Source organism: Sorangium sp. So ce295 (genome assembly GCF_051527405.1).
GTDB classification, from domain to species: domain Bacteria; phylum Myxococcota_A; class Polyangia; order Polyangiales; family Polyangiaceae; genus Sorangium; species Sorangium cellulosum_B.
On the sequence record NZ_CP150324.1, the window covers coordinates 11,461,794 to 11,486,576 of the forward strand.

At 69.7% G+C, this 24,783-nt stretch carries 18 protein-coding genes; 11 read left to right on the forward strand and 7 right to left on the reverse strand.

Annotation, left to right across the window (positions count from 1 at the left end):
• Positions 1 to 26 precede the first annotated feature (26 nt).
• Entirely contained in the window at positions 27 to 983 is a 957-nt protein-coding gene (locus WMF11_RS43520; RefSeq protein WP_437974948.1) for a hypothetical protein, read from the reverse strand.
• 108 nt (positions 984 to 1,091) lie between these two features.
• Here WMF11_RS43520 and WMF11_RS43525 point away from each other — a divergent pair, with 108 nt between their 5' ends.
• The gene (locus WMF11_RS43525; protein WP_437974949.1) at positions 1,092 to 1,241 is read left to right on the forward strand and encodes a hypothetical protein; all 150 of its coding nucleotides are present in this window, start codon (positions 1,092 to 1,094) and stop codon (positions 1,239 to 1,241) included.
• An 8-nt stretch (positions 1,242 to 1,249) separates the two neighbouring features.
• Positions 1,250 to 4,135, forward strand: coding sequence for a type VI secretion system Vgr family protein (locus WMF11_RS43530; protein ID WP_437974950.1), 2,886 nt, complete (start codon positions 1,250 to 1,252; stop codon positions 4,133 to 4,135).
• A gap of 75 nt (positions 4,136 to 4,210) precedes the next feature.
• On the opposite strand, the gene WMF11_RS43535 is transcribed toward WMF11_RS43530, so the two are convergent.
• The gene (locus WMF11_RS43535) at positions 4,211 to 6,055 is read right to left on the reverse strand and encodes a hypothetical protein (RefSeq protein WP_437974951.1); all 1,845 of its coding nucleotides are present in this window, start codon (positions 6,053 to 6,055) and stop codon (positions 4,211 to 4,213) included.
• Between the two features lie 94 nt (positions 6,056 to 6,149).
• The gene (locus tag WMF11_RS43540; RefSeq protein ID WP_437974952.1) at positions 6,150 to 7,085 is read right to left on the reverse strand and encodes a LysR family transcriptional regulator; all 936 of its coding nucleotides are present in this window, start codon (positions 7,083 to 7,085) and stop codon (positions 6,150 to 6,152) included.
• Positions 7,086 to 7,247: 162 nt separating this feature from the next.
• Here WMF11_RS43540 and WMF11_RS43545 point away from each other — a divergent pair, with 162 nt between their 5' ends.
• The 9 genes from WMF11_RS43545 to WMF11_RS43585 all read left to right on the forward strand — a co-directional run bounded on the left by WMF11_RS43545 (position 7,248) and on the right by WMF11_RS43585 (position 14,877).
• Positions 7,248 to 7,568 carry a putative quinol monooxygenase gene (locus WMF11_RS43545; RefSeq protein ID WP_437974953.1) on the forward strand — a complete coding sequence of 107 codons (321 nt, stop codon included), beginning with the start codon at positions 7,248 to 7,250 and terminating at the stop codon, positions 7,566 to 7,568.
• A 63-nt stretch (positions 7,569 to 7,631) separates the two neighbouring features.
• Positions 7,632 to 8,114 (forward strand): hypothetical protein, encoded by a 483-nt coding sequence (locus WMF11_RS43550; RefSeq protein WP_437974954.1) that lies wholly within the window; start codon positions 7,632 to 7,634, stop codon positions 8,112 to 8,114.
• A gap of 86 nt (positions 8,115 to 8,200) precedes the next feature.
• Positions 8,201 to 8,473, forward strand: coding sequence for a hypothetical protein (locus tag WMF11_RS43555; RefSeq protein ID WP_437974955.1), 273 nt, complete (start codon positions 8,201 to 8,203; stop codon positions 8,471 to 8,473).
• Between the two features lie 169 nt (positions 8,474 to 8,642).
• Positions 8,643 to 10,106 carry a sensor histidine kinase gene (locus tag WMF11_RS43560; RefSeq protein ID WP_437974956.1) on the forward strand — a complete coding sequence of 488 codons (1,464 nt, stop codon included), beginning with the start codon at positions 8,643 to 8,645 and terminating at the stop codon, positions 10,104 to 10,106.
• Positions 10,103 to 11,488: a sigma-54-dependent transcriptional regulator gene (locus WMF11_RS43565; RefSeq protein WP_437974957.1), complete on the forward strand. Its 1,386-nt coding sequence runs from the start codon at positions 10,103 to 10,105 to the stop codon at positions 11,486 to 11,488. The genes WMF11_RS43560 and WMF11_RS43565 overlap by 4 nt, the downstream gene beginning before the upstream one ends.
• A 185-nt stretch (positions 11,489 to 11,673) precedes the next feature.
• A complete protein-coding gene (locus tag WMF11_RS43570; RefSeq protein WP_437974958.1) occupies positions 11,674 to 12,342 on the forward strand; it encodes a UPF0158 family protein in 669 nt (222 codons plus the stop codon).
• A 23-nt stretch (positions 12,343 to 12,365) separates the two neighbouring features.
• The gene (locus WMF11_RS43575) at positions 12,366 to 12,998 is read left to right on the forward strand and encodes an OmpA family protein (protein ID WP_437904992.1); all 633 of its coding nucleotides are present in this window, start codon (positions 12,366 to 12,368) and stop codon (positions 12,996 to 12,998) included.
• A gap of 50 nt (positions 12,999 to 13,048) precedes the next feature.
• On the forward strand, positions 13,049 to 13,435 hold the full coding sequence (locus WMF11_RS43580; protein WP_437974959.1) for an AgmX/PglI C-terminal domain-containing protein: 387 nt from the start codon (positions 13,049 to 13,051) through the stop codon (positions 13,433 to 13,435).
• A gap of 200 nt (positions 13,436 to 13,635) precedes the next feature.
• A complete protein-coding gene (locus tag WMF11_RS43585; protein ID WP_437904994.1) occupies positions 13,636 to 14,877 on the forward strand; it encodes a VWA domain-containing protein in 1,242 nt (413 codons plus the stop codon).
• An 865-nt stretch (positions 14,878 to 15,742) separates the two neighbouring features.
• Here WMF11_RS43585 and WMF11_RS43590 read toward each other — a convergent pair.
• From WMF11_RS43590 to WMF11_RS43605, 4 genes are all read right to left on the reverse strand, one after another.
• The gene (locus WMF11_RS43590; protein WP_437974960.1) at positions 15,743 to 17,932 is read right to left on the reverse strand and encodes an ATP-binding protein; all 2,190 of its coding nucleotides are present in this window, start codon (positions 17,930 to 17,932) and stop codon (positions 15,743 to 15,745) included.
• Positions 17,933 to 17,948: 16 nt separating this feature from the next.
• On the reverse strand, positions 17,949 to 22,283 hold the full coding sequence (locus WMF11_RS43595) for a HAMP domain-containing protein (protein ID WP_437974961.1): 4,335 nt from the start codon (positions 22,281 to 22,283) through the stop codon (positions 17,949 to 17,951).
• 111 nt (positions 22,284 to 22,394) lie between these two features.
• Positions 22,395 to 22,835, reverse strand: coding sequence for a response regulator (locus tag WMF11_RS43600; protein WP_437904996.1), 441 nt, complete (start codon positions 22,833 to 22,835; stop codon positions 22,395 to 22,397).
• Positions 22,832 to 24,433, reverse strand: a complete 1,602-nt coding sequence (locus tag WMF11_RS43605; protein WP_437974962.1) for an ATP-binding protein — start codon at positions 24,431 to 24,433, stop codon at positions 22,832 to 22,834. The genes WMF11_RS43600 and WMF11_RS43605 overlap by 4 nt, the downstream gene beginning before the upstream one ends.
• Positions 24,434 to 24,783: the final 350 nt, after the last annotated feature.

Genomic DNA, 24,783 nt, shown 5'->3' on the forward strand with positions numbered 1-24,783 from the left:
CGGCCGGCCAGCGGGGCTCGCTCGCCTCACTCCTCCCGGCCGGCCCGCGACCAGCCGCCGACGTTGAGGTCCGGGTGCTCCGCCAGGAAGCTCTGCAGGCCGGGCGGCGGGGACGCCCACGCCGCGAGGCGCTCCGGCGCCTTCTTGGCGGGCACCACCGCCGAGCGCGAGTAAGAGCTCCACGCGCCGTCGCCGCAGGCATAACACGCAGCGCGCGCGAGCTTCGCGGTCACCCGGAGCGCCCCCCGCGCGTCGTAGGCCGGCGCGATCTGCACGAGCTCCGGCGCATCCCGCTCTTGCCGGGCGGCCTCCGGGTCGTCCTCGTCTTCGTCGAGGAGCGCCTCGGCCTCGCCCTGCAGCGCCGGCACGCCGGACACCTCGGCGAGCAGGTTGACGATCGCCCCCTTGTCGGCGTCCCACACCGTGAACCCCACGCCCACGAAGCCGTGTGCGCCGCACGCGTAGGTGTACGTCCGTTCCTCGATGAACAGGTACGGCCCGACGCTCCCGATCGCCTCCGCCTCGTGCTGGATCACGTTGCTCCCGTCCGCGTCCGACGGCGCGATCACCTGCTGGCGCGCGCCCGTCCCGCGCAGCACGAGCTCCGCGCGGCTCGCGGTGCCCTCGCCCGGCTCGCGCGTCTCGTCGGGCCCGAAGTCGCAGGCCGAGGTCTCCACCTTCACCTCGCGCACCTCCCAGCGCCACTCCCCTCGACCGGTCGCCACGACGATCCCCGGTTCCTCGCGGATCACCGCGCCTTCCTCGGTGAGGTGCCATGTCCTCGGCGGCCCATCGCCCGTGCGGCCCCAGACGAGGATCTCCCCGCCGAGCGCGGCGCCCTCAGCGCCCTTGGACTCGGACGAACGCGGGGCAGGCGAAGGCGGGACCTCGAGGGCAACGGGAAGAGCCGACTGCGGGCGGGCGGCGCAGCCGGAGATCAGCGCAAGCAAAGCGATCGACGTGGCGAGTCGGGGGCGCGGCATGCCGGCCCGAAACAGCACGGCGCGTGCCGCAGGGCGCCGTCAGGAAAGGCCGCGCCGCGCAGGGGGCGGGTGTCTCCGCAGGCCCACACCGCGTGGCAGCCGGGAACCATGCTCGTCCTGAACCACGCCTGGCTCGATGTCCTCGGAAAGACCGGCACCATGACGTCCGACAGCAGTATCCTCCCCGACGGACGCCGTGCGCACCCCGGCGCGCCGGGCAAGGACGAAGAACGGGCATCCTTCCACTCTGACATCTAGAGGCCTTCGTGAAAGACATCCTCTCCGCGCGCCTGGACTCCGGCGCATTCCCCGCCGGCAGCGTCGAGCTCGTGGAGCTCTCGGGGCACGAGACGCTGGCGCAGCTCTTCGCGTTCGAGATCCGGGTCGTGTGCAAGGATCCGGGCGGGATCGACGAGGAGGCGCTCCTCACGGAGCCCGCGGCGCTCGTCTTTTCCCGGGGCGGACACGAGGAGCGAAAGCTCTTCGGGATGGTCTCCGTGGTCAACGACGCGCTGCATACCGAGACGATGCACCTCGGCTACTCGCTCACGTTCGTGCCGCGCGCCTGGAGGCTGAGCCTCACCGAGACGTCGGAGATCTTCATGGATCTCACGGTGCCGGAGATCATCAAGAGAAAGCTCGAGCGGGCGGGCCTGTCGGAGGCGGACGACTTCGAGCTCCGGCTCAACGGCTCCTACGAACCGCGCGAATACGTCGTACAGTACCAGGAGACCGACCTCCAGTTCGTGTCGCGCCTGGCGGAGCACCTCGGGATCTCCTTCTTCTTCGAGCACCAGAGCGGTCGCGACGTGATCGTCTTCACCGACGACAACAGCGGTTTTCACCCGATCGCGGGGGACGAGCACGTCCCGTTCTACGCTCGCGGCGATCGGAGAGGCGTGCACCGGTTCGAGGGGACGACGCGCACGATCCCGAACCGGTACGTGGTCAAGGACTACAACTACAGGACGCCGCACCTGCCGCTCATGGCGACCGCCACCGTCTCCGGCGCGGCGGGCGGCGACATCGTCGAGTACGGGGCGCACTTCAAGACGCCGGACGAGGCGCAGCAGCTCGCCCGGATCCGCGCCGAGGAGCTCCGGGCGACGCGGCGCGTCTTCGCGGGGGCGAGCGACGTGCAGGTCCTCGGCGCCGGCGCGCGCTTCACGCTGGAGGGGCACCCGCGAGGGGACATGGAGCTCTTGCTCGTCGAGGTGCGCCATCGCCTGCAACAGGGGGCGCTCGGCACGGGCACGGGGCACGAAGACGCGTATGCCAACGAGTTCCGGGCGATCCCTTTCAAGACGGCGTACAGGCCGCCTCGGGTGACGCCCAAGCCGCGGGTGCACGGGGTGATCACGGGCGTCGTCGAGGCGGCCGCGAAGAGCAAGTACGCCGAGGTCGACGAGACGGGCCGCTACCATGTGCGGTTCCTGTTCGACACGAGCGACGCGAAGGAGGGGCGAGCGTCGAGGCCGGTGCGCATGGCCCAGCCCCACGCGGGGCCGGGCTACGGGTTCCACTTCCCGCTGCGGAGCGGGGTGGAGGTGATCCTGACGTGCATCGACGGCGATCCGGACCGCCCGATCATCGCCGGCGCGGTGCCAAACCCGCAGACGCCGAGCACGGTGGAGGCGAAGAACGCCAAGCGGAACGTGATCAGGACGGGCGGGGGGAACGAGATCAACATCGACGACACCGAGGGCGAAGAGCGCATCAAGATCTCGACGCCGTACGGGGGCGCCTGCCTCCAGCTGGGAGCGCCGAACACGCCGGAGTCCGGCGCCGCGATGACGACCACGGACGCCTTCAGCCAGGTGGCCAGCGCGGGCATCAACACGATCACCACCGTCATGAACTCGGTGGCCAGCACGATGTCGTTCTTCGCCGCGGCCAACATCACGAATTATGCGGGTGTGTCGAATGTCCTCGAGCTCACGGACAAGATCGAGAGCGTCGCAGGGAACCTCCTGGCGACGGCCAAATCGGTGCTCGACTTTCCCAAGAAGTACGAAGCCTTCGAGCAGGCGAAGCTGGACGAGGAGGTCGTGCGGACCGAAGAGGCGGCGAAGCGGCTGGAGGAGGAAGCGGTCCTGTCCGGCGCGGCGCTCCCCTCGCCCCCTCCGAGGGTCCAGGGCCCGGACGGGATCGAGCGCCCGATGACGCAAGAAGAGTGGAATGAACAGCTGGCGGTGTCCGATCAGCGCGTCCCTGTGGCGCGCGCGGCGGCGCAGAGCGCGAAGAAGGCCGCCGAGGCGAGGAAGAAGGCGTTCGAGGCCGATGAGACCAACGTCGCGCTGAAAGGGGTCGGGAGCGCGGTCGACGCCGCCACAGCCGGGCACGCTGCCCTAAAGGGTGGGCGCGCCCTCATCAGCAGCGCGTCCAAGCTGATGAAATCCGCCGGGGACAAGTCGGCCGCGGCCGTGGCGAACGGGATGTCCGTCGGCGCGACCATGGCGGCGAGCCCGGGGCGTGTACCGAGCCCGGTAGCGCCCGTCACCTCGCCGAGCTGTACCAACGCCGCCCTCGGGACGTCGGCGGTCATCGGGCACGCGAACGCGTTCGTGTGCGGCGCGTCGAACGCCGTGCTCGCGTCGGGCGGCGGCACCGTCGTCACGGGGGCCGCGACCGCGGTGCTCAAATCTCCGGGTGCCGTCGAAATGGCGAGCGGCGTCAAGGCGTTCATCACATCGAGGCTGGTCGACATCCGGGCAACCGCCGTCATCGCCATGCAAGCGGCCATCCTACGCATCGAAGCCGACGCCAGGGCCCTTATCCAGGCGAAGGCTCTCGACATCCATGTCGAGAGCAACTTGGACGCGCGCGTCGCCGGCAACACCAACATCAAATCGGGCGGCGCCGTGAGCATCAAGGGCGGCTCCGCGCTCGCAGGGGACGCGGCGAACGTCTCCTTTCATGGCACGAAGGAAGCTGAGCTCAAGTCGGGCGGTTGGTCCGCCACGCTGAAATCGGGGCAAGCGAGAATCGGCGGTCCGGCCTCCGGGTGCACGCTGACGAACGGCTCGGCTGTCCTCAAGTGTGGCTCGATGGTGACCTGCACGAAGGACAGCGTGACGGTCAAGGCGCCCTCCGTGGAGCTCAAGGGGAGCGGGAGCATTCGACTGAACGGCGCGCGGATCGACCTCGGCTGAGCTGTCTGGAGGGGGGCTCGGGTCCGCCGACGCTCAGCGGCGCTAGCGTCGAGCCGTGGCCGGAGCTCACGGGCTCTAGGGTTGGGAGGCTTTCCACATGGCCCACAGAAAAATTGCCGATCCCAAGATCACGACGAGGCCGAAGTGTATGCAACCGTGCCTCAGGAGGATGCGATTTCGCTCTCGCTTGACCTTCTCCAGAGCCACTTTCTCTTGAATCACGGATTCATAGGCCACACGGGCTTGCTCCTCCTCGGCGCGAGCGAGCGCCTGCTCCATCTCCAGCTTGATCGCCAGGTTCATCCTTTCCTCGGCCATATCCGCTGCCCGCTGCACGGCCTGGTCCCGAGTCATCTTCCTCGGCCCGGGCTCCTTCTCGCCGTCGAATAGCAGCCTGCCCGCCGGATCGAACTTCCAGGCGATGCCCTCCTCACTGAAGAGCCAGAAGGCCCCGTCAGGGCACACGGCGAGCCTCCTCTCCGACCAGAAAGAAGGGCCGTCTTCCGCCTCGAAGTCGAGCTCGGCCTTCACGACGACGCTCGGCTCGCCTGTCGCGCTGACCCGCACGACGCGGCTGCACCCGAGCACGTAGACGTTGCCCCGGAGGTCGGCGCCGAGCGCGAGCTCCTCGTGATCCGTCTCCGGCATGGGGAGCTCGACGCAGTAGACCTTCCGTCCGTCAGCGTCGAAGCGGGCGAGCGCGCCGCCGGGTGACTCATCCACCATGTAGAGCGAGCCGTCCGGCCCGCAATGCAAGGTATGGGCCGTGCCCCCAACGTGCACCGGACGATCGCGCAGATCCTTCAAATCGTAGATCGAGGCGTCGCTCTGCAGAGCGCTGCTCGCCCACACGGGGACCTCCACGCCGTTCGCCGCGATCCGCCGGAGCTTGCCATCCGCGCAGATCAGCAGCGAGCCGTCGCGATCGCAGGTCAACAGACCGCGCGCACGCCGATCGGCGTAGGGCACGAGCGCCGCGGCGGCTGGATCCTCGACGGGCGCGCCGGTCGTAAGAGAGAGCCAGAGCGGCGGCGAGCGTCGTGCGCCGATCACGAGGAGCCTGTCCTTCGAGCAGTGCAGGGAGCGCGCGGCTCCCGGAAGATCGCGTCGCACCCAGCGTACGTTCAGCGACGGATCGATCGACCACAGGACATGCTCGACCTCCTCGTTCACACATCCGCTCGCGTCGCGGTGCCAGCGCGACTGCGTGGCCGCGCAGTACAGGTTCCCCTCTGTGTCGACCGCCACCTCCGGAAGGTCTTTCCAGTCGAACAGCCCCGCGGCGACGGCAGGGGCACGCTCGGCGACCGAAGGATCGAAGCAGAGGACCCAGGGCGCGACCGCCTGGCTTGCCCCTGAGCCCACGCGCTCGCCAGGAACGCTCACGCTCACGCCGCAGAGCTTGCAGGCGCACGTTCGGTTCACCCCGTCGAGCTCGACCGTCGTACCGCAGCGCGGACACGGGAACGTCGCCGCGTCGGTCTGGAGCTCGGGCGGCAGCGCGCGCCAATCCGGCTCCTCGCCCACGAGGTGCGTGACGCTCGGGAGCGCGCCCGCGACCTCCACGGGCGCCGCCCTCACCCAGATCCGCCTGGCGCAGCGGGCGCAGCGGATCAGCGCCTGCGCTCGCACCTCCTGGACGCTCGCCACGGGGATCGCCGTCTCGCAGCCATGGCACGCGGGTTCGGCCCGCGCGTAGACGACCGACAGATCGCCCGCCGAGCCGCGGCGCTCCTCGTTCAGCGAAAGCTTCGGGCCATCGTGGATCGCGTCGCGGAGGAGCCCCGACCAAAGGCCGCCGTCGATCGCCGTCGACCTGCCGCAGCGCGGGCAGCCCACCTCGCTGGCAAGCCTGTTGACCGGCACCCGAGCGCCGCAGGCGCCGCACTTCGTCTCCACCTTCACCGCGACGCTGGCCATGGCCCTTCCCTCCTCTCGACGCGTGATCGCGGAGCCATCGGCTTCACGCCCCGTCGCGCCGCTCTCCTCGTACCCCGCACTCGAGCTCCCTATCCTACCGCCGTGCAGCTCGCATGCGCGATGCGAGCGGCTCACACGCGACGGCGCGCTCGATGGCGGCGCGAAGCCAGCTGTGGCCCTCGTCGCCCTCGGAGCGTTCCGGCCAGACGAGCGTCAACGTGTAGCCCCTCGCCTCGAGCGGACACGGACGCACCACGAGATCGAGCTTCCGGGCCAGCGCCGCGGCGACCCGCGCGGACACGGTGAGCAGCAGGTCAGAGCCGGAGAGGATGAACGGAGCGACGAGGAAATGCGACACGGTCAGGGTCACCCGACGGCGCAGCCCCCGCGCTGCCAGCTCCTGATCGATGACGTTGTGGTCCTCTCCGTGCGGCGAGATCATCAGGTGCTCGCAGGCAGCGTAACGCGCCGCCGTGAGCGCCTTCCGGGAGGCCGGGTGGCCCCGGCGCATCAGGCAGACGAGCTGCTCGGCCGCGAGCTGCGTGGACCGGCATCCGTCGGGCACCGGCCCGCCGCGCCCCAGCTTGGCGTCGAGCTCACCGCGGCGCAGGAGCTCGGCGAAATCCGGCGGGATGTTGCGGCAACGCAGGTTGACGTGCGGCGCCTCGGCGGCGAGGATCCTGGTCAACGGCGGGAGCACGAGCAACTCGAGGTTGTCGGTCGCGACGAGCCGGAACGTGCGGGTCGAGCGCCCCGGGTCGAACCGCTCGGCCTGGCCGAAGACCTGCTCCAGCCGCTCGACGGCCTCGGCTGCTCTCGGCAAAAGGTCCCGCGCTCGTTCGCTCAAGGTCATCTGCCTGCCCACCTGGACGAGCAACGGATCCCCGAAATGGGCGCGCAGCCGTGAAAGCGCGTGGCTCATCGAGGGCTGCGTCACGCCCACCCGGCGCGCGGCGCGCGTGACGCTCCTCTCCTGAAGCAGAGCGTGCAAGGCCACGACAAGGTGGGTGTCCACCGACTGCAGGCGCATGGTCGATGGATACCACGCCGACCTATAGACATCACCTATGTGTTGGCGCGCCTGCTATCGATTCGACGTTCGATCCGCCGGCGCGTATCTCTGGTCTCCGGCGGGCTCGTGCCGCCGCACGGAGCCGGAGCCCCCAGGACGCCCCCAACCCAGGAAGCTGCCATGATCATCGAATACATTCGCTACACGATCCCCGCAGAGCAAGAGCAGGCGTTCCTGTCCGCTTATCGCGCTGCGGCCACGGAGCTGTGCGGCTCCGTGCATTGCCTCGACTACGAGATCTCCCGATGCACCGAGGAGCCGGCGAGCTTCGTCGTCCGCATCCGCTGGGACTCGCTGGAAGGCCACCTCCAGGGGTTTCGCAAGGAGGCGTCGTTCCCGTCATTCTTCGCCAAGGTGAAGCCCTTCTACGGGTGCATCCAGGAGATGAGGCACTATGCCTTGACCGACGTCGCCGGCGCGGGGAGCCACCCTGGCGGCTGAACGAGCGCGCGTACGACGCGGGCTCCCCTGGTTTCGCGCAGGCCATCGTGCGATGATCCGTTGATGACGCGGAAGATCGCATCGGCCCAGGCGCTCGCTCTCGGACGGTCGCTCTCGCTGCTTCTGCTCTTCGTTCACTGCACGAGCACGCCGAGCCCGACGACCTCGACCGCGGCCCCGGACGCTCCGCCTGGCCGAGGGCCTGGCTCGATGGCGGAGCGGGGGCCCGGCCCCGAGCCGGCCCCCGAGCAGGGGCCGGCCCGAGAGCCCGAGCCAGCGCCCGGCAGCGCGCCGACGTCCGATCCCGACCAGAGCCCTGCTTCCGGTCACGCGCCCAGAGCGGATCTCCCGCCGCCCACCAGACCAGCGCGATGCGCTGCTCCGGCCCGACCTGCTCCGGACTTCGTCGACTGCGTCGGCCGCGAGGTCTTCGCCGCCGGCTGCTGCTACCCCAGCTTCGAAGCGGCCTGTGCGGGCATCGGCTGCGCTCTGACGGCCTGCGAGCTCTTGAAATCGAGCCCCCCGCAGGCCGGATGCACCCGCTGATGTCCATGCCCCCGGAGGGCGCGGCGATGGGCAGCTCTCGACAACAGCCATGTCCGCGGCGACGGACCGGTCGCTCGTCGCCGTGGGTGCATAGGCCCGTCTCGGCGCTCCTCATGCTCCTCGTGGCGGGCGCCGCGCTCGCGGCCTGCTCCAGGGTCACCGGCGCGCCGAAGGGCCGCGAGGCAGCGCCGGAGCGCGACAGCGCCTGCGCGGATCCCGCGAAGCCCAAAGCGTACTTCTATCCAGCGGAGAACCGGACGGACTACGCGCCTGACGACCCCTGGAAAGACGGCTGCGCCATGCTGGTGCCAGATCACCTGTTCTGCTGCCCGGAGAAGGCGCCCGCCGCGCCGCGGTAACAGGTCCTACCAAAGCGGACCACCAGGCTCCGCAGGGAAGCGCGCTCTGGCGGCCCGCGCGGCCCGCGCGCGGGCCATCGCCGGTGCCGCAAAATGCGGCATGTCGTAGTTTGCGGCGGCGTCGAGCGGCGTTGGCTCGCCGCGCGCCACCTGCGCTACGACGTCGGGCATGAAGCTGGCGCGCAAGCTCACGCTCGCCCTGGTGTTCGGGGTCTTCCTTGTGCTCGCGCTGAGCGCCTACGTGCAGATCCGCAGAGAGTCCAAGACCTTCGAGAACGACGTCCAGCGGGACCATCACGCGATGGGCCGCGCGCTGGCCGCCGCCATCACGGGGGTGTGGCGCACGGAAGGGCCCGCGCGGGCGCTGCGCCTCGTCGAGGACGCCAACGAGCGCGAGAGACAGGTGGACCTCCGGTGGGTCTGGCTCGACGAGCAGGCGGATGACGCCCATCGGCCCCGCCTCGCGCCGGAGCTGCTCGTCCCCGTCTCGCGAGGGCAGGCGGTCGTGCACAGGCTCCCTCGCGAAGACGCGGACGTGCTCGTCACGTGCGTGCCAGTGCCGGTGACCGGCGATCGCGTCGGCGCGCTGGAGCTCTCCGAGTCGCTGGCGGGAGCCCGCCGCACCATCCACGGCATGATCCTGAACACGGCGGTCACGACGGCCGCTCTGACGCTGGTATGCGGGTTGCTCGCGACGTCCCTCGGAGTCGGGCTGGTGGGACGTCCCATGCGCACGCTGATCGATCAGGCGCGGCGGATCGGCGCGGGCGATCTCTCCCGGCGCCTGTCGCTGCGCCAGGAGGACGAGATCGGAGAGCTCGGACGGGAGATGGACGCGATGTGTGATCGCCTCGCCGCGGCGAACCGGAAGCTCGAGTCCGAGGCGACCGCGCGGCTCGCCGCGCTCCAGCAGCTCCGCCACGCCGAGCGGCTCGCCACGGTCGGCAAGCTCGCGTCCGGGATCGCACACGAGCTGGGAGCGCCCCTCCAGGTCATCGCGGGGCGCGCGCGCATGCTCGTCGACGGAGACGTCACGGGAGATGAGGTGCCGGCCAACGGGCAGATCATCCTCGAGCAGTCGCAGCGGATGACGCAGATCATCCGCCAGCTGCTCGATTTCGCCCGGCGCCGTAGCGCAGAGAAGCAGGAGACACCGCTGAGGAGCGTCATTCACAGCACGTTCGTCATGCTGAGGCCGCTGGCCGAGAAGCAGGGCGTCACGATGGTCCAGGAAGAAGGAGACACGCCGGAGCTTGTCGTCCACGCCGACGCCGACCAGCTCCAGCAGGCGCTCACCAACGTGGTGGTCAACGCGATCCAGGCCATGCCGTCCGGCGGCACGCTGACCGTCGGCCTCCGGGCAGAGCGCGCCAGTCCCCCGGCCGACCAGGGAGGGGCCGAGGGGGAGTATGTCGCGCTGTCCGTTCGTGACGAGGGGCAGGGCATGCCGGCCGACGTCCTGGAGCACATCTTCGAGCCGTTCTTCACGACCAAGCCCGTGGGCGAAGGGACCGGGCTCGGCCTGTCGGTCGCCTACGGCATCATCAAGGAGCACGGCGGCTGGATCCACGTCGACAGCCGGGAGGGCTCCGGGAGTCGCTTCACGATGATGCTGCCGCGGGGGAACTCATGACAGGGCGCGTCCTGATCGTCGATGACGAGCGCGGCGTCTGCGAGCTCCTCGACGCCGGGCTCAGGAAGCGCGGGTTCCGGACGGCGTGGCGGACGTCGGCCGCCGAGGCGTTCGAGCTCCTCGGCATGGAGGATTTCGACGTCGTGGTCACCGACATGACCATGCGCGGCATGAGCGGCCTCGATCTCTGCGAGCGGATCGTCCAGAACAGGCCCGATCTCCCGGTCATCGTCATCACCGCGTTCGGGAGCCTCGACACCGCCACGTCCGCCATCCGCGCCGGCGCGTACGACTTCGTGACCAAGCCGTTCGAGCTCGACGCGCTCCGGCTCACCGTGGAGCGCGCCCTGCGCCACCGCGCCCTCCGCGAGGAGGTGCGCCGCCTGCGGCGCGCCGTGGCCGACGCCCACGGCTACGAGCAGATCCTCAGCGGCAGCCCGGTGATGAGGAGCGTGTTCGACCTGCTCGATCGCGTCGCCGACTCGGACACCTCGATCCTCATCACGGGAGAGAGCGGGACCGGCAAGGAGCTCGTCGCCCGCGCCGTGCACCAGCGCAGCCGGCGGAGCGAGGGCGCGTTCGTGGCGGTCAATTGCGCCGCGGTCCCGGACGCCCTCCTCGAGAGCGAGCTCTTCGGCCACGCGCGGGGCGCGTTCACCGACGCCAAAGGGGCCAGGAGCGGCCTGTTCGCGCGGGCCCACGGCGGAACCCTGTTCCTCGACGAGATCGGCGAGCTGCCGATCGGGCTCCAGCCCAAGCTCCTGCGCGCCCTCCAGGAGCGCGTCGTCCGGCCCGTCGGCGCCGACGAGGAGCTCCCGGTGGACGTCCGGCTCATCGCCGCGACGAACCGCGACCTCGAGACAGCGATCGAAGAGCGCCGCTTCCGCGAGGATCTCTACTACCGGATCAACGTGGTCCACGTCGACATGCCGCCGCTCCGCTCCCGCGGCGCCGACGTGCTGCTGCTCGCGCAGCATTTCCTCGAGCACTTCGCGACCGTCAAGGCGAGGCCCATCCAGGGCCTCTCGGCGCCCGCGGCCGAGAAGCTCATGGCCTATGCGTGGCCCGGCAACGTGCGCGAGCTCCAGAACTGCATCGAGCGGGCGGTCGCGCTCGCGCGGTACGATCAGATCACGGTCGACGACCTGCCCGAGAAGATCCGCACGTACCGGCGCTCCCACGTCCTTGTCTCGAGCGACGACCCGACCGAGCTCGTCCCCATGGAGGAGGTCGAGCGGCGCTACATCCTGCGCGTCCTCGAGGTGGTCGGCGGGAACAAGAGCCAGGCGGCGCAGATCCTGGGCTTCGACAGGGCGACCCTCTACCGGAAGCTCGAGCGGTACGGCATGCGCGGAGGACGCTCGAGCGACCCGAAGCCGTGATTGCCCGGCGGCCTCGCAGCAGCGCGCGCCGCGGCCTCCCAGGGCGCGCGACTCCGCTCCTCGTCGGCCTGTTGCACAACGCGACACCCGCAGCTGCTGGCGGAAAACACGCTCCCAGGCGCGCCGCGCGGCCGCGCGCCTCCTGCGTGACTGGCATGCGAGCTGCCTGCGGGCCGGTCGCGCAGATGAGCACCACCACGCCGGAGTCCGCCGCTGCGAACCGGAGCGTCGCTGTCGACTGGAACGCTCTCGCGAACGCCTTCGACAACAGCGCTCAACACATCCGCTATTTCCTTCACCTCGAGACAGGCGCGGTGATCCGGCTCGTCGATGGGCTCGCCGACCCGGACACGCGCGCGCGCGTCGAGGAGGATCCGGGCTGCGTGCGCGTCGAGGCCATCGGCGCGCCGGAGCAGTACCGATGGCTGCAGGCGTTCATCCCGACGGTCGACGACCTCGAGCTCCAGCTGCTGCTCCTGCAGTGCCTCCAGGGGCGGGGGTCGTTTCGGCGGTTCAAGGCCGTGCTCTCTGGCAGGCCGGAGCAGCTCCGACGCTGGCGCGTCTTCCGGCTCGCGCAGATCCGTGCCACCATCCTCGCGTGGTTTCACACCCGCGGTCTGATACCGGCTTCGTTCGAGCATGCGTGGCCCAGCGAAAGCGCTGAGCCGAGGAGATCTCACGCCGCCGACTCGGCTCGCCAGCGGCTCCACGCGGCGGCGAGCGCCCTCGCGCCCGGCGATCTCCACGCGCTCACGTCGCTCGCAGAGTTCCTGCGCGCGACGCGCTCCAGCCTGCCGATTCCCGCGGTTTCATCGAGGGGCGACGCAGAGCGCCCCGGTGGCCTGGGCCCGTGACAGCGGGCCATGGAGACGCGATCATGAACGAGTTCGACGATAAACGAGATGTGACGAGCCGCCCGAGCCCCCGCCGCTGGCTCGTCGCGCGGCGAGCCACGGGCCTCGGGCCCTGGGTCGCCGGCGCCGTGCTCACGGCGATGGCCCTGGGCTCGATCGCCTGCGGCGGCGTCACCACGTTCGAAGGAGGGAAGGCGCTCGCCGTCGTGGGCCGGCCGCCCGCGCCGCCCCCGCCGCCTCCGCCGCCCCCGCCGGAGCGCGTGGTCGTGACGGACGACAAGATCATCATCAACGAGAAGATCCAGTTCGAATACGACCAGGCGACGATCCGGACGGAGTCCCACAGCTTGCTGGACGAGGTCGTCAGCACGATCAAGAAGCACACGCACATCAAGAAGATCGCGATCGAGGGTCACGCGAGCGCCGAGGGGTCGGAGGACCACAACCTGAAGCTCTCGGACCGCCGCGCCAAGGCCGTGATGAAGTACCTCGTCGACCACGGGATCGCCGCCGGTATGCTCACCGCCAAGGGCTTCGGCAAATCGAAGCCCATCGCGGACAACGACACGCCCGAGGGGCGCGAGAAGAACCGTCGCGTCGAGTTCAACATCGTCGAGCAGGACACCGCGCAGAAGACCGCGGACGCCGCGAAATGAACGCTGGTCCGAAGCCGCCCGTGAGCGGCGCTCCCCGCAAGGAGGCGAGCATGAAGCACTTGTTTTCGGGTCTCACCATGATGGTTCTGGCGAGCGCGTCCGCGGGCTGCTCCTTCGCCGTGCGGAACGCCGAGATGTACCGCGACGATACGGCGGCGCTGTTCGAGACGAAGCGCGACGAGATCAGCGCTTGTTATGACGCCGAGCTCGCGCGGAACCCCGGCGCGAAGGGCAAGGTCACCGTCGGTTTCACCGTGCTCGAGGACAGCGGCCGCATCACGAACGTCGCCGTCGACCCCGCCGGCACCACCGCGTCGGACGACGTGGCGAGCTGCGTCGTGAAGTCGATCGACGGGCTCGTCCTCACCCCGCCCGATGAGAAGCAAGGCAAGGGGAAGTTCGTCTGGGAGTTCACCGTCGGGGCTCCGAAGGCGTAGCTCCGCCGCGCCGGCGGAGCCCGGCAGCTCCGCCGCGCCGTCCTCCTTGTGCCAGGCGGCCACGCCCCCTATCCTGCCGCTGTGCGGCAAGCGCGCACGGCGCTTGCGGCCGCTCGCTGCGCGCGCCGCGGGGCGGCTCATCGGGCTCCCGCCAGACAGGCTCTCTCGAGAGCTCGCGATCCCTCCGACACCCCACAGCGATGAGCGCCCGCACCCCCAAGAAAGCCCCTCCGCCCCCCTCCCCCGCCGGCGCGACGGACGACCTCACCGACGGCGACCGCGACGCCCTCCTGCGCTGGCGGCTCGCGCTCGGGCCCGAGGCCGAGCGCGTCGATCCTCGGCTCTCCCTCGGGGGGCTCGGCGGCGGGGCGTCCGCTCTTCACGTCGACCCGCGGCGGCTCGGTGACCTCGACAAGGCCCTCTCGTTCATCTACGACGAGCGCGCCGGCAACCTCGGCGGCTCGCGGCCGTACGTCCCCGAGTGGCTCTCCGCGGTGCGCGAGTTCTTCAGCCACGACATCGTCGCGCTCGTCCAGAAGGACGCCATCGAGAAGCGAGGGCTGACGCAGCTCCTCTTCGAGCCCGAGACGCTGCCCTTCCTCGAGAAGAACGTCGAGCTCGTCGCCACCCTCATGAGCGCGAAGGGCCTCATCCCCGACGCCGCCCGGGAGGCCGCCCGGCAGATCGTGCGCGAGGTCGTCGAGGAGGTGCGGCGCGCGCTGGAGTCCGAGATCCGCACCGCCGTCCTCGGCGCCCTGCGGCGGAACACGACGAGCCCGCTCCGCGTCCTCAGGAACCTCGACTGGAAGCGCACCATCCGCAAGAACCTCCGAGGATGGGACGCCGAGCGGCGCCGCCTCGTCCCGGACAAGCTCTATTTCTGGGCGAACCAGACGCGGAGACACGAGTGGGACGTCGCGATCCTCGTCGACCAGTCGGGCTCCATGGGCGAGAGCGTCGTCTACAGCTCCATCATGGCCGCGATCTTCGCTTCCCTCGACGTCCTCCGCACTCGGCTCCTCTTCTTCGACACCGAGGTCGTCGACGTGACTCCGATGCTCGTCGATCCGGTCGACGTGCTGTTCACGGCGCAGCTCGGCGGCGGCACCGACATCAACCGCGCCGTGGCCTACGCCCAGGCGAACTTCATCGAGCGCCCCGAGAAGACGCTGTTCATCCTGATCACCGACCTGTTCGAAGGCGGCAACGCCGAGGAGCTCCTCGCCCGCATGCGCCAGCTCGCCGACAGCAAGGTGAAGTCGATCTGCCTGCTCGCGCTGTCCGACAGCGGCAAACCGTCGTACGACCACGACATGGCGCAGAAGCTCGCCGCCCTCGGGACCCCGTGCTTCGGCTGCACCCCGAAGCTCCTCGTCAAGGTGGTAGAGCGGCTCATGCGAGGTCAGGACCTCGGCCCGCTGCTCGACGCCGAGGCGCGCTGAGCGCCCGGCGGGGGCACAAAGACCACGAAGGCACAGAGGACACAGAGGTTCTTTTCCTTCCTCTGCGTCGTCTGTGCCTCCGTGGCCCTCGCACCGCAACGCGGGGGCGGCGCGCTCTCTCGACACGCCCGGCGCCAGCGAGGGCGTCCTCGACGCCCCGCGCCGGCCCTGTCACCGCGCGCGGCGGGTCGCCTTCGCCGAGCGCTCGTCCGTCCGACGGGCGGCGGCGCGCTTCCGGGACGTGGCGCCCCGGGCAGCGGTCGCAGAGACCCGCCGACGGGCCCCGGCCGCCCGAACCACCTCTTCGAGAGAGGGTGTCTTGACCAGGAGGGGACCCGCGCTGTCCATGGCGCTGATCGAGGGGCCAACTAGGCTGATAGAAAGTTTCACTTGAACTACCGATATGTGTGGCGGACTGATCACGTCTCGCAGCGAGGGCTCATCACCTATAAACCGTTTTGATCTTTTACGCAGCGTCGCAGTGCGGAGATCACGAGCCCTGAGCGCCCGTCCGGACGTGAACTTGTCCACCCGGGAGATCCGCTCGCCTTCCGCCTCTCACGGCGGATGCACGCAGGCACCACGGAGGCACGAAGGCACGGGTCTGGGTTTGCTCCGTGCCTCCGTGTCTCCGTGGTGATCGGCGAGGGACTGCCCCCGGGCGTCGCACCGGGCGCTCTGTCACGAGCTTGTTGCACGATGCAGGCCAACGATGGCCGGATGCCGGCATCGCCGCTTTTCCCAGGGGGACCGTGAGACGCCTTTCACGGTTGAAACCACCGGTTGCAACGGTGGCGCAGCGCGACCGCATCCCTGCCCCGGCGGGCGCCAGGTGAGACGCCTGGTGAGCTCAGGAGAGCGCCTCTCAGCCGGCGGGACCGGTCAACGACGATCCAGGGCGCTCGCCCAGGGGCCCGGACGGACCAGCCGCTCGGGGCGGGAGCGGCAACGCCACCTGAAACCTCGCCCCCATGCCCGGGGCGCTCTCCACCTGGATGGTGCCGCCGTGGGCCCTCAGGATCTGGTCCACGATGTACAGGCCGACGCCCAGCCCGCCATACGAGCTGGTGGGCGCCGCCCGCTCGAAGCGCCCGAAGATGCGCGCGATGTACTCCTGAGCGATCCCGATGCCCTGATCTGCCACCTGGAGCACCGCGGACCGCCCATCCACCGAGACGCGCACCTGGATCGGCTTGCCCCGCCCGTATTTGATGGCGTTCATGAGCAGGTTGGTGATCACCTGATCGATGCGCAGGCGGTCCCACCGGCCGACCGCGGTCACCGGCATGTCCAGGTCGAGCGTACAGCCGGCCCGCTCCAGCTCGGCCTCGAGGCGGCCCGCCACGTCGCGCGCCACGTCGCACAGATCCACGTCATCGAGGCTGAGCTCGAGGTGGCCGCTGTTGATGCGCGCCACGTCGAGCAGCGTGTCGATGAGCCGCGTGAGCCGGTCGATCTGCCCGCCGGCCTGGGAGAGCTTCGCCAGCACCTGCTCCGCCGGCAGCCCGCCGTCCGCGCGGTGGAGGGCGCGGGTGAGGCCCTGGACCTGGAGCACCAGCGCGCTGAGCGGCGTCCTCAGCTCGTGCGAGGCGACCGCCACGAAATCCTCGCGGATCTGCACGGCTTCGCGCGTCATCCGCAGCAGCCGGGCGTTCTCGAGGCAGAGCGCCGCGCGCTGCGCGACGTCGAGGGCGACCGCGAAATCGGGCGGCTCGAAGCGCTCGCCCGGCTCGACCCACACCATGCTGAGCGCGCCGAGCACCTCGCCGCGCGTGACGAGCGGCACGCACAGGTAGCTGCTGGCGCCGATCTCCTGGATCACGGCGGGATCGTCGATGTCGAGCGCCACGGCGACGTCGCGCGGAGCGCACTCGACGCGCAGGTCGGGGCGGCCTGTCGTGAGCACCGCGCCGACGCCGTCCGCGGTCAAGGCGAGCTCCCGCGGGCCGAACCGCGCCATGAACCGCGCCCCGTCGCGGGCCCTGTGCGCGGCCGCGAGCCGGCGCGCGCCGCCCTCCTCCCGCATGTCGAGCACACACCAGGTGCAGACGCGCTCCGCGGAGATGCGCACGAGGGCCGCCGCGACGCTGTCCTCGTCGAGCGACGCCGAGAACGAGCTCGACGCCTCCGCGAGGATCTCCGAGCGGCGCACCGCGGCCTCGGCCTCGGCGCGGGCCGCCCGCTCGCGCGTCAGGAGGTGCAGGCGCTCCTGCTCGTGGCGCTTGCCGTCGTCGATGTCCGTGAAGCTGCCGAGCCAGGCGACCACCCGCTTCCAGACGTCCCGCTCCGGGACCGCCCGGCACAGGTGCCAGCGGTAGGCGCCGTGAATCGACCTGAGGCGACACTCGCCCTGAAAAGGCTCGCCCGACTCCAGGCAGCGCCGCCACTTGCTGACGAACTGGTTCAGATCGTTCGGGTGCACGGCGGCCTGCCAGCCCCAGCCGCGGAGCGCCTCGAACGCGAGCCCCGTGTACTCCAGCCAGCGCGAGCTCACGTAATCGATGCCGCCGTCGAGCTTCGCCGTGAAGACGCACTGCGGGATGGCGTCGGCCAGGTTCTGGTACCTCGCCTGCGCGGCGCGCCGGAGGTCCTCGACCTCGGCGTCGCGCCGCCGCTGCTCGGCCTGGCGCAGGAGCTCCGCCTGCTCCTTGATCTGCTCGCCGCGCCGGTGGAGCTCGACGAACACGGCGACCTTCGCCTGGACGACCTCCGGCTCGAGCGGCTTCAGGAGGTAGTCGACGCCGCCCACGGCGTACGCCCTGTAAATGGCCGCGAGATCGTCCGTCGCCGCCGTCAGGAAGATGATCGGCGTGTGGCGCGACCGCTCCCGCTGCTTCACGAGCGAGGCGACCTCGAAGCCGTCGATGTCCGGCAGCCGCACGTCGAGCAGGATGACCGCGAAATCCTCGGACAGGATCCTGAGGAGCGCGTCCTTCCCGCTCGCCGCGGTCACGAGGCGGTAGCTCTCGTCGACAAGGATCGCCCTGAGCGCCGTCAGGTTCTCCGGCTGATCGTCGACAAGGAGAATGCTGGTCGTCTCGGGCGGGGTGGACACGGTACGGCTCCGTGGCTCAATCCGGCCGCACCCAGTGCAGGATGGCCGACATCAGCCGCCCCTCGTCCACCGGCTTGGCCACGAAATCGTTCAGCCCGGCGTCCAGGCACTTCTGTCGATCTTCCGGCATCGCCTTGGCCGTCACCGCGATGATCGGCAGCTCGTTGAAGCGAGGATCGCTCCGGATCTCCCGCGTCGCCTCGTAGCCGTCGAGCTCGGGCATCATGATGTCCATGAGGACAACATCGATCGACGAATCGGCCTCGCGCAAGATCTCGATACCGTGCCTCGCGTTCTCGGCCAGGACCACGTGCGCCCCGCGCCGCTCGAGCAGGCTCGTGATGGCGAAGACGTTGCGCGCGTCATCGTCGATGACAAGCACGCTGCGCCCGGCGAGCGCGACCGAGGAGGAGCCGTTCGTGAGGAGCGGCGCGACCGGCTCGGGCAGCTCGGCGCGCGCCGGCCTCGTCGCCTTCGACTCCGTCCGCTCCGCCGGCAGGTACAGGGTGAACTTGCTGCCGAGCCCGGGCGTGCTGTTCAGCGAGATCTCCCCGCCGAGCAGGCTGGCCAGCTCCCGGCTGATCGTCAGGCCGAGCCCTGTGCCGCCGTAGGTGCGGCTGGTCGACGCGTCCGCCTGCTGGAACGCGTCGAAGATGAGCGTCTGCTTCTCTGCCGGGATGCCGATACCCGTGTCGGTGACGGCGAACGCCAGGACGGTCTTCGCCTTGACGAGCGTCTCCCGCTTGAACGTGAGCCCCTTGCCGGCCACCTCGATCTCGAGCGAGATCCGCCCGGACGACGTGAACTTGAACGCGTTGGACAGCAGGTTCTTCAGGATCTGCTGGAGCCGCTGCAGATCCGTCATGATCCCCGCGGGCACGCCGGTCGCGACCCGCACCCAGAACTCGAGCTCCTTCTGCTCGGCGATCTGCCGGAAGCTCCGCTCGACGTACTCGGCCAGCTCGGAGAGCAGCACCCGCTGGGTCTTCACGTCGATCTTGCCGGCCTCGATCTTCGACAGGTCGAGGATCTCGTTGATGAGCTGCAGGAGGTCCTGCCCCGCCGCGGCGATCGTCTTCGCGTACTCGACCTGCTTCGGCGTGAGCGTGTGCTCCTCGTTGTCCGCGAGGATCCTGGCGAGGATGAGCAGGCTGTTCAGCGGCGTGCGCAGCTCGTGCGACATGTTCGCGAGGAACTCGGACTTGTACTTCGAGGTGCGCGACAGCTCCCTCGCCTTCTCCTCCAGGGAGGCGCTGGCGCGCGCGATCTCGCGGTTCTTGATCTCGAGCTCCGACGCCTTCTCCTCCAGCTCCTGCGACCGCGAGCCGAGCTCGGTGTTGGACCTCTGGAGCTCCTGGAGCAGCTCCTCCGTCCTCATGCTGGCGCCGATCATGTTGAACACGACGCCGATCGACTGCGTGAGCTGCTCGAGGAACGTGAGGTGGATGGGCGTGAAGTTCTGGAAGCTCGCCAGCTCGATGACCGCCTTGAGGCCGCCCTCGAAGAGCACCGGCAGGACGCAGATGTTGCGCGGCGGCGCGTCGCCGAGGCCCGAGCTCACCCGGATGTAGTCGTCCGGGAGATCCGTGACGACGATGCTCTTCTTCTCCAGGCCGCACTGCCCGACGAGCCCCTCGCCCAGCGCGAACCGGTTGGAGATGCCCTTGCGCTTCTGGAACGCGTAGCTCGACGTGAGCTTGAGCGCCGGGTACTTCTCCTCGGACTCGAGCACATAGAAGGCCCCGTGCTGCGCCGACACGAGCGGCGTCACCTCGGACATGATGAGGCGAGAGAGCGCCTCGATCGTCCGCTGCCCGGCCATCATCCCGGAGAAGCGCGCCAGGTTCGTCTTCAGCCAGTCCTGCTCCTGGTTGGCGCGCGTCGTGTCCCGCAGGTTCGAGATCATCTGGTTGATGTTGTCCTTCAGCTGGAGGACCTCGCCCTGCGCCTCGACCGAGATGGCCCGCGTGAGGTCGCCCTTCGTCACGGCGGTGGCGACCTCGGCGATGGCGCGCACCTGCGTGGTGAGGTTGCCCGCGAGCTGGTTCACGTTGTCGGTGAGGTCCCTCCACGTGCCGGCCGCGCCGGGCACCTTGGCCTGGCCGCCGAGCTTGCCCTCGATGCCGACCTCGCGCGCGACCGTGGTCACCTGCTCGGCGAACACGCGGAGCGTGTAGGTCATGTCGTTGATGGTGTCCGCCAGCGACGCGATCTCGCCCTTGGCCTCCAGGGCGAGCTTCTGGCGGAGATCGCCGTTCGCGACCGCGGTCACGACCTTGGCGATGCCGCGCACCTGCGAGGTGAGGTTCGAGGCCATGACGTTGACGTTCTCCGTCAGGTCCTTCCATGTGCCGGAGACCCCGGGCACCTGCGCCTGGCCGCCGAGCTTGCCCTCCGTGCCGACCTCGCGCGCGACGCGCGTCACCTCCGCGGCGAACGCGCGCAGCTGATCGACCATCTTGTTGATGGTGTCCTTCAGCTCGAGGATCTCCCCCTTCGCCTCGACCGTGATCTTCTGGGACAGGTCGCCGCTCGCGACCGCCTTCGTGACGAGGGCGATGTTGCGCACCTGGTTCGTCAGGTTGCCCGCGAGCTGGTTCACGTTGTCGGTGAGGTCCTTCCACGTGCCGGCGACGCCCGGCACCTGCGCCTGGCCGCCGAGCTTGCCGTCCGTGCCTACCTCGCGCGCGACGCGCGTCACCTCCGCGGCGAACGCGCGCAGCTGATCGACCATCTTGTTGATGGTGTCCTTCAGCTCGAGGATCTCCCCCTTCGCCTCGACCGCGATCTTCTGGGACAGGTCGCCGCTCGCGACCGCCTTCGTGACGAGGGCGATGTTGCGCACCTGGTTCGTCAGGTTGCCCGCGAGGACATTCACGTTGTCCGTGAGGTCCTTCCACGTCCCGCTGACGCCGCGCACCTCCGCCTGCGCGCCCAGCTTGCCCTCCGTGCCTACCTCGCGCGCCACGCGCGTCACCTCCGACGCGAACGCGCGCAGCTGCTCCACCATCTTGTTGATGGTGTCCTTCAGCTCGAGGATCTCCCCCTTCGCCTCGGCGGTGATCTTCTGAGAGAGATCGCCCTTGGCGACGGCCGTCGTGACGAGGGCGATGTTGCGCACCTGGTTCGTCAGGTTGCCGGCGAGCTGGTTCACGTTGTCGGTGAGGTCCTTCCACGTGCCGGCGACGCCCGGCACCTGCGCCTGACCGCCGAGCTTGCCGTCCGTGCCTACCTCGCGCGCGACGCGCGTCACCTCCGCGGCGAACGTCCGGAGCTGCTCCACCATCTTGTTGATGGTGTTCTTCAGCTCGAGGATCTCCCCCTTCGCCTCGACCGTGATCTGCTTCGACAGGTCGCCGTTCGCCACCGCCGTCGTCACGACCGCGATGTTGCGCACCTGGTTCGTCAGGTTGCCCGCGAGGACATTCACGTTGTCCGTGAGGTCCTTCCACGTCCCGCTGACGCCGCGCACCTCCGCCTGCGCGCCCAGCTTGCCCTCCGTGCCTACCTCGCGCGCCACGCGCGTCACCTCCGACGCGAACGCGCGCAGCTGCTCCACCATCTTGTTGATGGTGTTCTTCAGCTCGAGGATCTCCCCCTTCGCCTCGACCGTGATCTGCTTCGACAGGTCGCCGTTCGCCACCGCCGTCGTCACGACCGCGATGTTGCGCACCTGGTTCGTCAGGTTGCCCGCGAGGACATTCACGTTGTCCGTGAGGTCCTTCCACGTCCCGCTGACGCCGCGCACCTCCGCCTGCGCGCCCAGCTTGCCCTCCGTGCCTACCTCGCGCGCCACGCGCGTCACCTCCGACGCGAACGCGCGCAGCTGCTCCACCATCTTGTTGATGGTGTTCTTCAGCTCGAGGATCTCCCCCTTCGCCTCGACCGTGATCTGCTTCGACAGGTCGCCGTTCGCCACCGCCGTCGTCACGACCGCGATGTTGCGCACCTGGTTCGTCAGGTTGCCCGCGAGGACATTCACGTTGTCCGTGAGGTCCTTCCACGTCCCGCTGACGCCCTGCACCTCCGCCTGCGCGCCCAGCTTGCCCTCGGTGCCTACCTCGCGCGCAACGCGCGTGATCTCCGAGCCGACGGTCTGCAGCTGCTGGACGACGTCGTTCACCTCATCGGCGATCTGACCGATCGTCCCGGGCACCTCGCCGATGCCGACGCGCGCGGAGAAGTTGCCGGCCTTCACCGCCTTGAGCACCTCCAGCACGGCCTGGAGCTGCATCTCCCGCACATCCAGGTGGCTCCCGTTGGCGCCGCGCTTGCGGGGCGGCGGCTTCTTCTTGCTCGCTCCGCTCCCGTGCTTGTCCTTCGAGGTCGCCGCGATGTTGTTCGATTGCATGACCACCTTCCTGCCGACGATAGCGCGCCTGGAGTGCTAGTTCCCGTTTCAGGTGTTCAGGCCTCATCGACGCCGGGGAGCTCGGCGTCATGAGACCCTGGAGGACGGCCGTCACGGCTTGCCGCGGCGCAACACTTCTGCGACCTGCCGCTGGAGACGAGCATGCTCGATATCGCGAGCACGGCGCTCGAGCGCGCGTCGCATGCGAGAGCTTAGCTCATCGGAGCGGAAAGGTTTGGAGAGGTAGTCGGAGGCGCCGACGCGGAGGGCGCGCATCCCGGTCTCGACGGAGCCGAACGCCGTGATCGCGATGATCGCCAGCGACGGGTCGTGCTCCTTGGCCCGCGCGATCAGCTCGATGCCGTCCATCCCCGGCATGCGGATGTCGGTGATCAGCAGGTCGAAATCCCCCGACGGCAGCAGACCGAGGCCCGACATCGCATCGGCCACGTGCGTTGCTTGGTAGCCGTGGTCCTTGGCGATGTCAACGACGAACCGGCCGAGATCATCGTCGTCTTCGACAACCAACACGCTCGGTGAGCTCAGACTCATGCTTTCTGCCCTTCCTCTCTACCCCCTCTACTCGACTCCGAGCTCGCCTCTGAGCTCGCTTCCACGCTCGCCGGTGAACTGGACACGCTCGCCGGTGAATCGGACACGATCGCGGGCAAGATGACACGGAAGCGCGCCCCGCCTGTCGACGAAGCGGCGGCCTCCACCGAGCCGCCGGCTTCCTCGACGATGCCACGGACGATCGCGAGCCCGAGCCCGCTCCCGCCGCCGGCCGCCTTCGTCGTGAAGAACGGGTCGAAGATCTGCTGCAGATCCTCGGCGGGGATCCCCGGCCCCGCGTCGGCGACCTCGAAGCACACGACGGCAGAGCCCGCTGGGCCATCACACTCGGGCAGGATGCGCACCGCGAGCTCGCCGCCGCGGCCCTGGGCCTCGACGGCGTTCAAGCACAGATTGAACACGACCTGAAACAGACGATCGGAGTCGAGGGCGACGCGCGCCCTCGCGGCGCCCTCGCACACGACGCTCGGCTCGATGCCGCGCCTCCTGCACTCCGGGCCGAGGAAAGCGACCACATCGTCGATGACGCGCCGGAGATCGCTGTCCGCCCGCTGCGGTCTCGGCGGCCGAGCGAGGGAGACGAGGCGAGAGACGACGCGCGTGATCCGCTCGGATTGCCGCGCGATGGTCTCCAGCTCGGCGCGCAGGTGCTCCGGGCAGCCGGGCAGGTCGGCCGCGCGGCGCGCGCGGCCATGGATCACGTTCAGCGGCGATCCGATCTCGTGGCCGAGCGAGGTCGCCACCTGCCCGGCGGCGGCGAGCGCCTGCGCCTGCTGCAGCTTGCGCTCCCCGTTCACCCGCGCCGCCTCCTCCCGCACGGCGCGCTCCCGCGCCTCGCGGAGAGAGCAGGTCATCGTGTTGAAGGCGCTCGCCAGACGAGAGAGCTCCTCCGCGCCGCGCTCGGGCACGGCCGCGTCCAGATCGCCGCTCGCGACGCGCTCGGCCCCGGCGAGGATGGCCCGCGCCGGGAGCGCGACCGTGAAGCGCCCGACGAGCCCGGCGACGACCGCGCTGACCAGCAGCAGCACGACGCCGGTCACCGCGAGCCCGTGATTCAACGCATTCTCCAGCACCTCGGCGTAGTGATGATCGCGCACCAGGACGGCGACCAGGGGCTGATTGGCGCTGCTCGGCTGGATGGAGACCGTGCGGAGCAGCACGGGCTGCCCTACCAGGCTGGCGACCTCCTCGATGTCGCCTCCTTCACGGAACGCCCGGCGCGCGAGCTGCCCGAGGCGCTCCGCTTCGCGCTCGACTCCCTTCGTGATGAAGATCGCCTCACCTTCCCTGGTGAACGCGGCGATGCCAAGGATGCGCTCGGCGCTCGCGAAGTGCTCCGCCCGCCGCCGGACAAGCGCGAGGTCCCTGCGCTGCAGCGCGCTCTCGACGAACGCCTGAAGCAGGGTGGCGTAGTTGCGGAGCTCCGCCGTGGCCTCCTCCCGCAGGACCTGCTTGCGGTGCGCCGACGCGAAGATGCCATACAGCAGGATGGCCATCGCGATGGGGAGGACGAGAGACAACCAGAACTGGTGCGCGAGCCTCATCCCCCCCGGTCGGCGCTGGTGCTGCAGGTTCATACGGCGATCCACCGCGACCCCCAGGGGACGCCTTCGTGCCAACGCTTCGCGTTATAGCGAGGCGCGTCTTCGTGTATTTGGCGAGCTCATCCGCGTCGTTCGGCTCGCGCCGCGTACTTTCGTACGCCTCACTCGCCGGCCTAACGGCTGAGCTCGTATCCCACGGATCTGCACCCCGTTTGTCAGCCACGGAGATGCGAAGCCCTCGAATTACATCACCATTCCACCTGAGCGGCAAGCGCAACCTCGCGATCGACACGAGCGCTGCTCTCGCTACCTCGCCACACGAGCGCTCGGCGTCAGGTATTGCCTGAGCGCTGCTCAGGACCGGGCGGACTCCTTCGTGACAT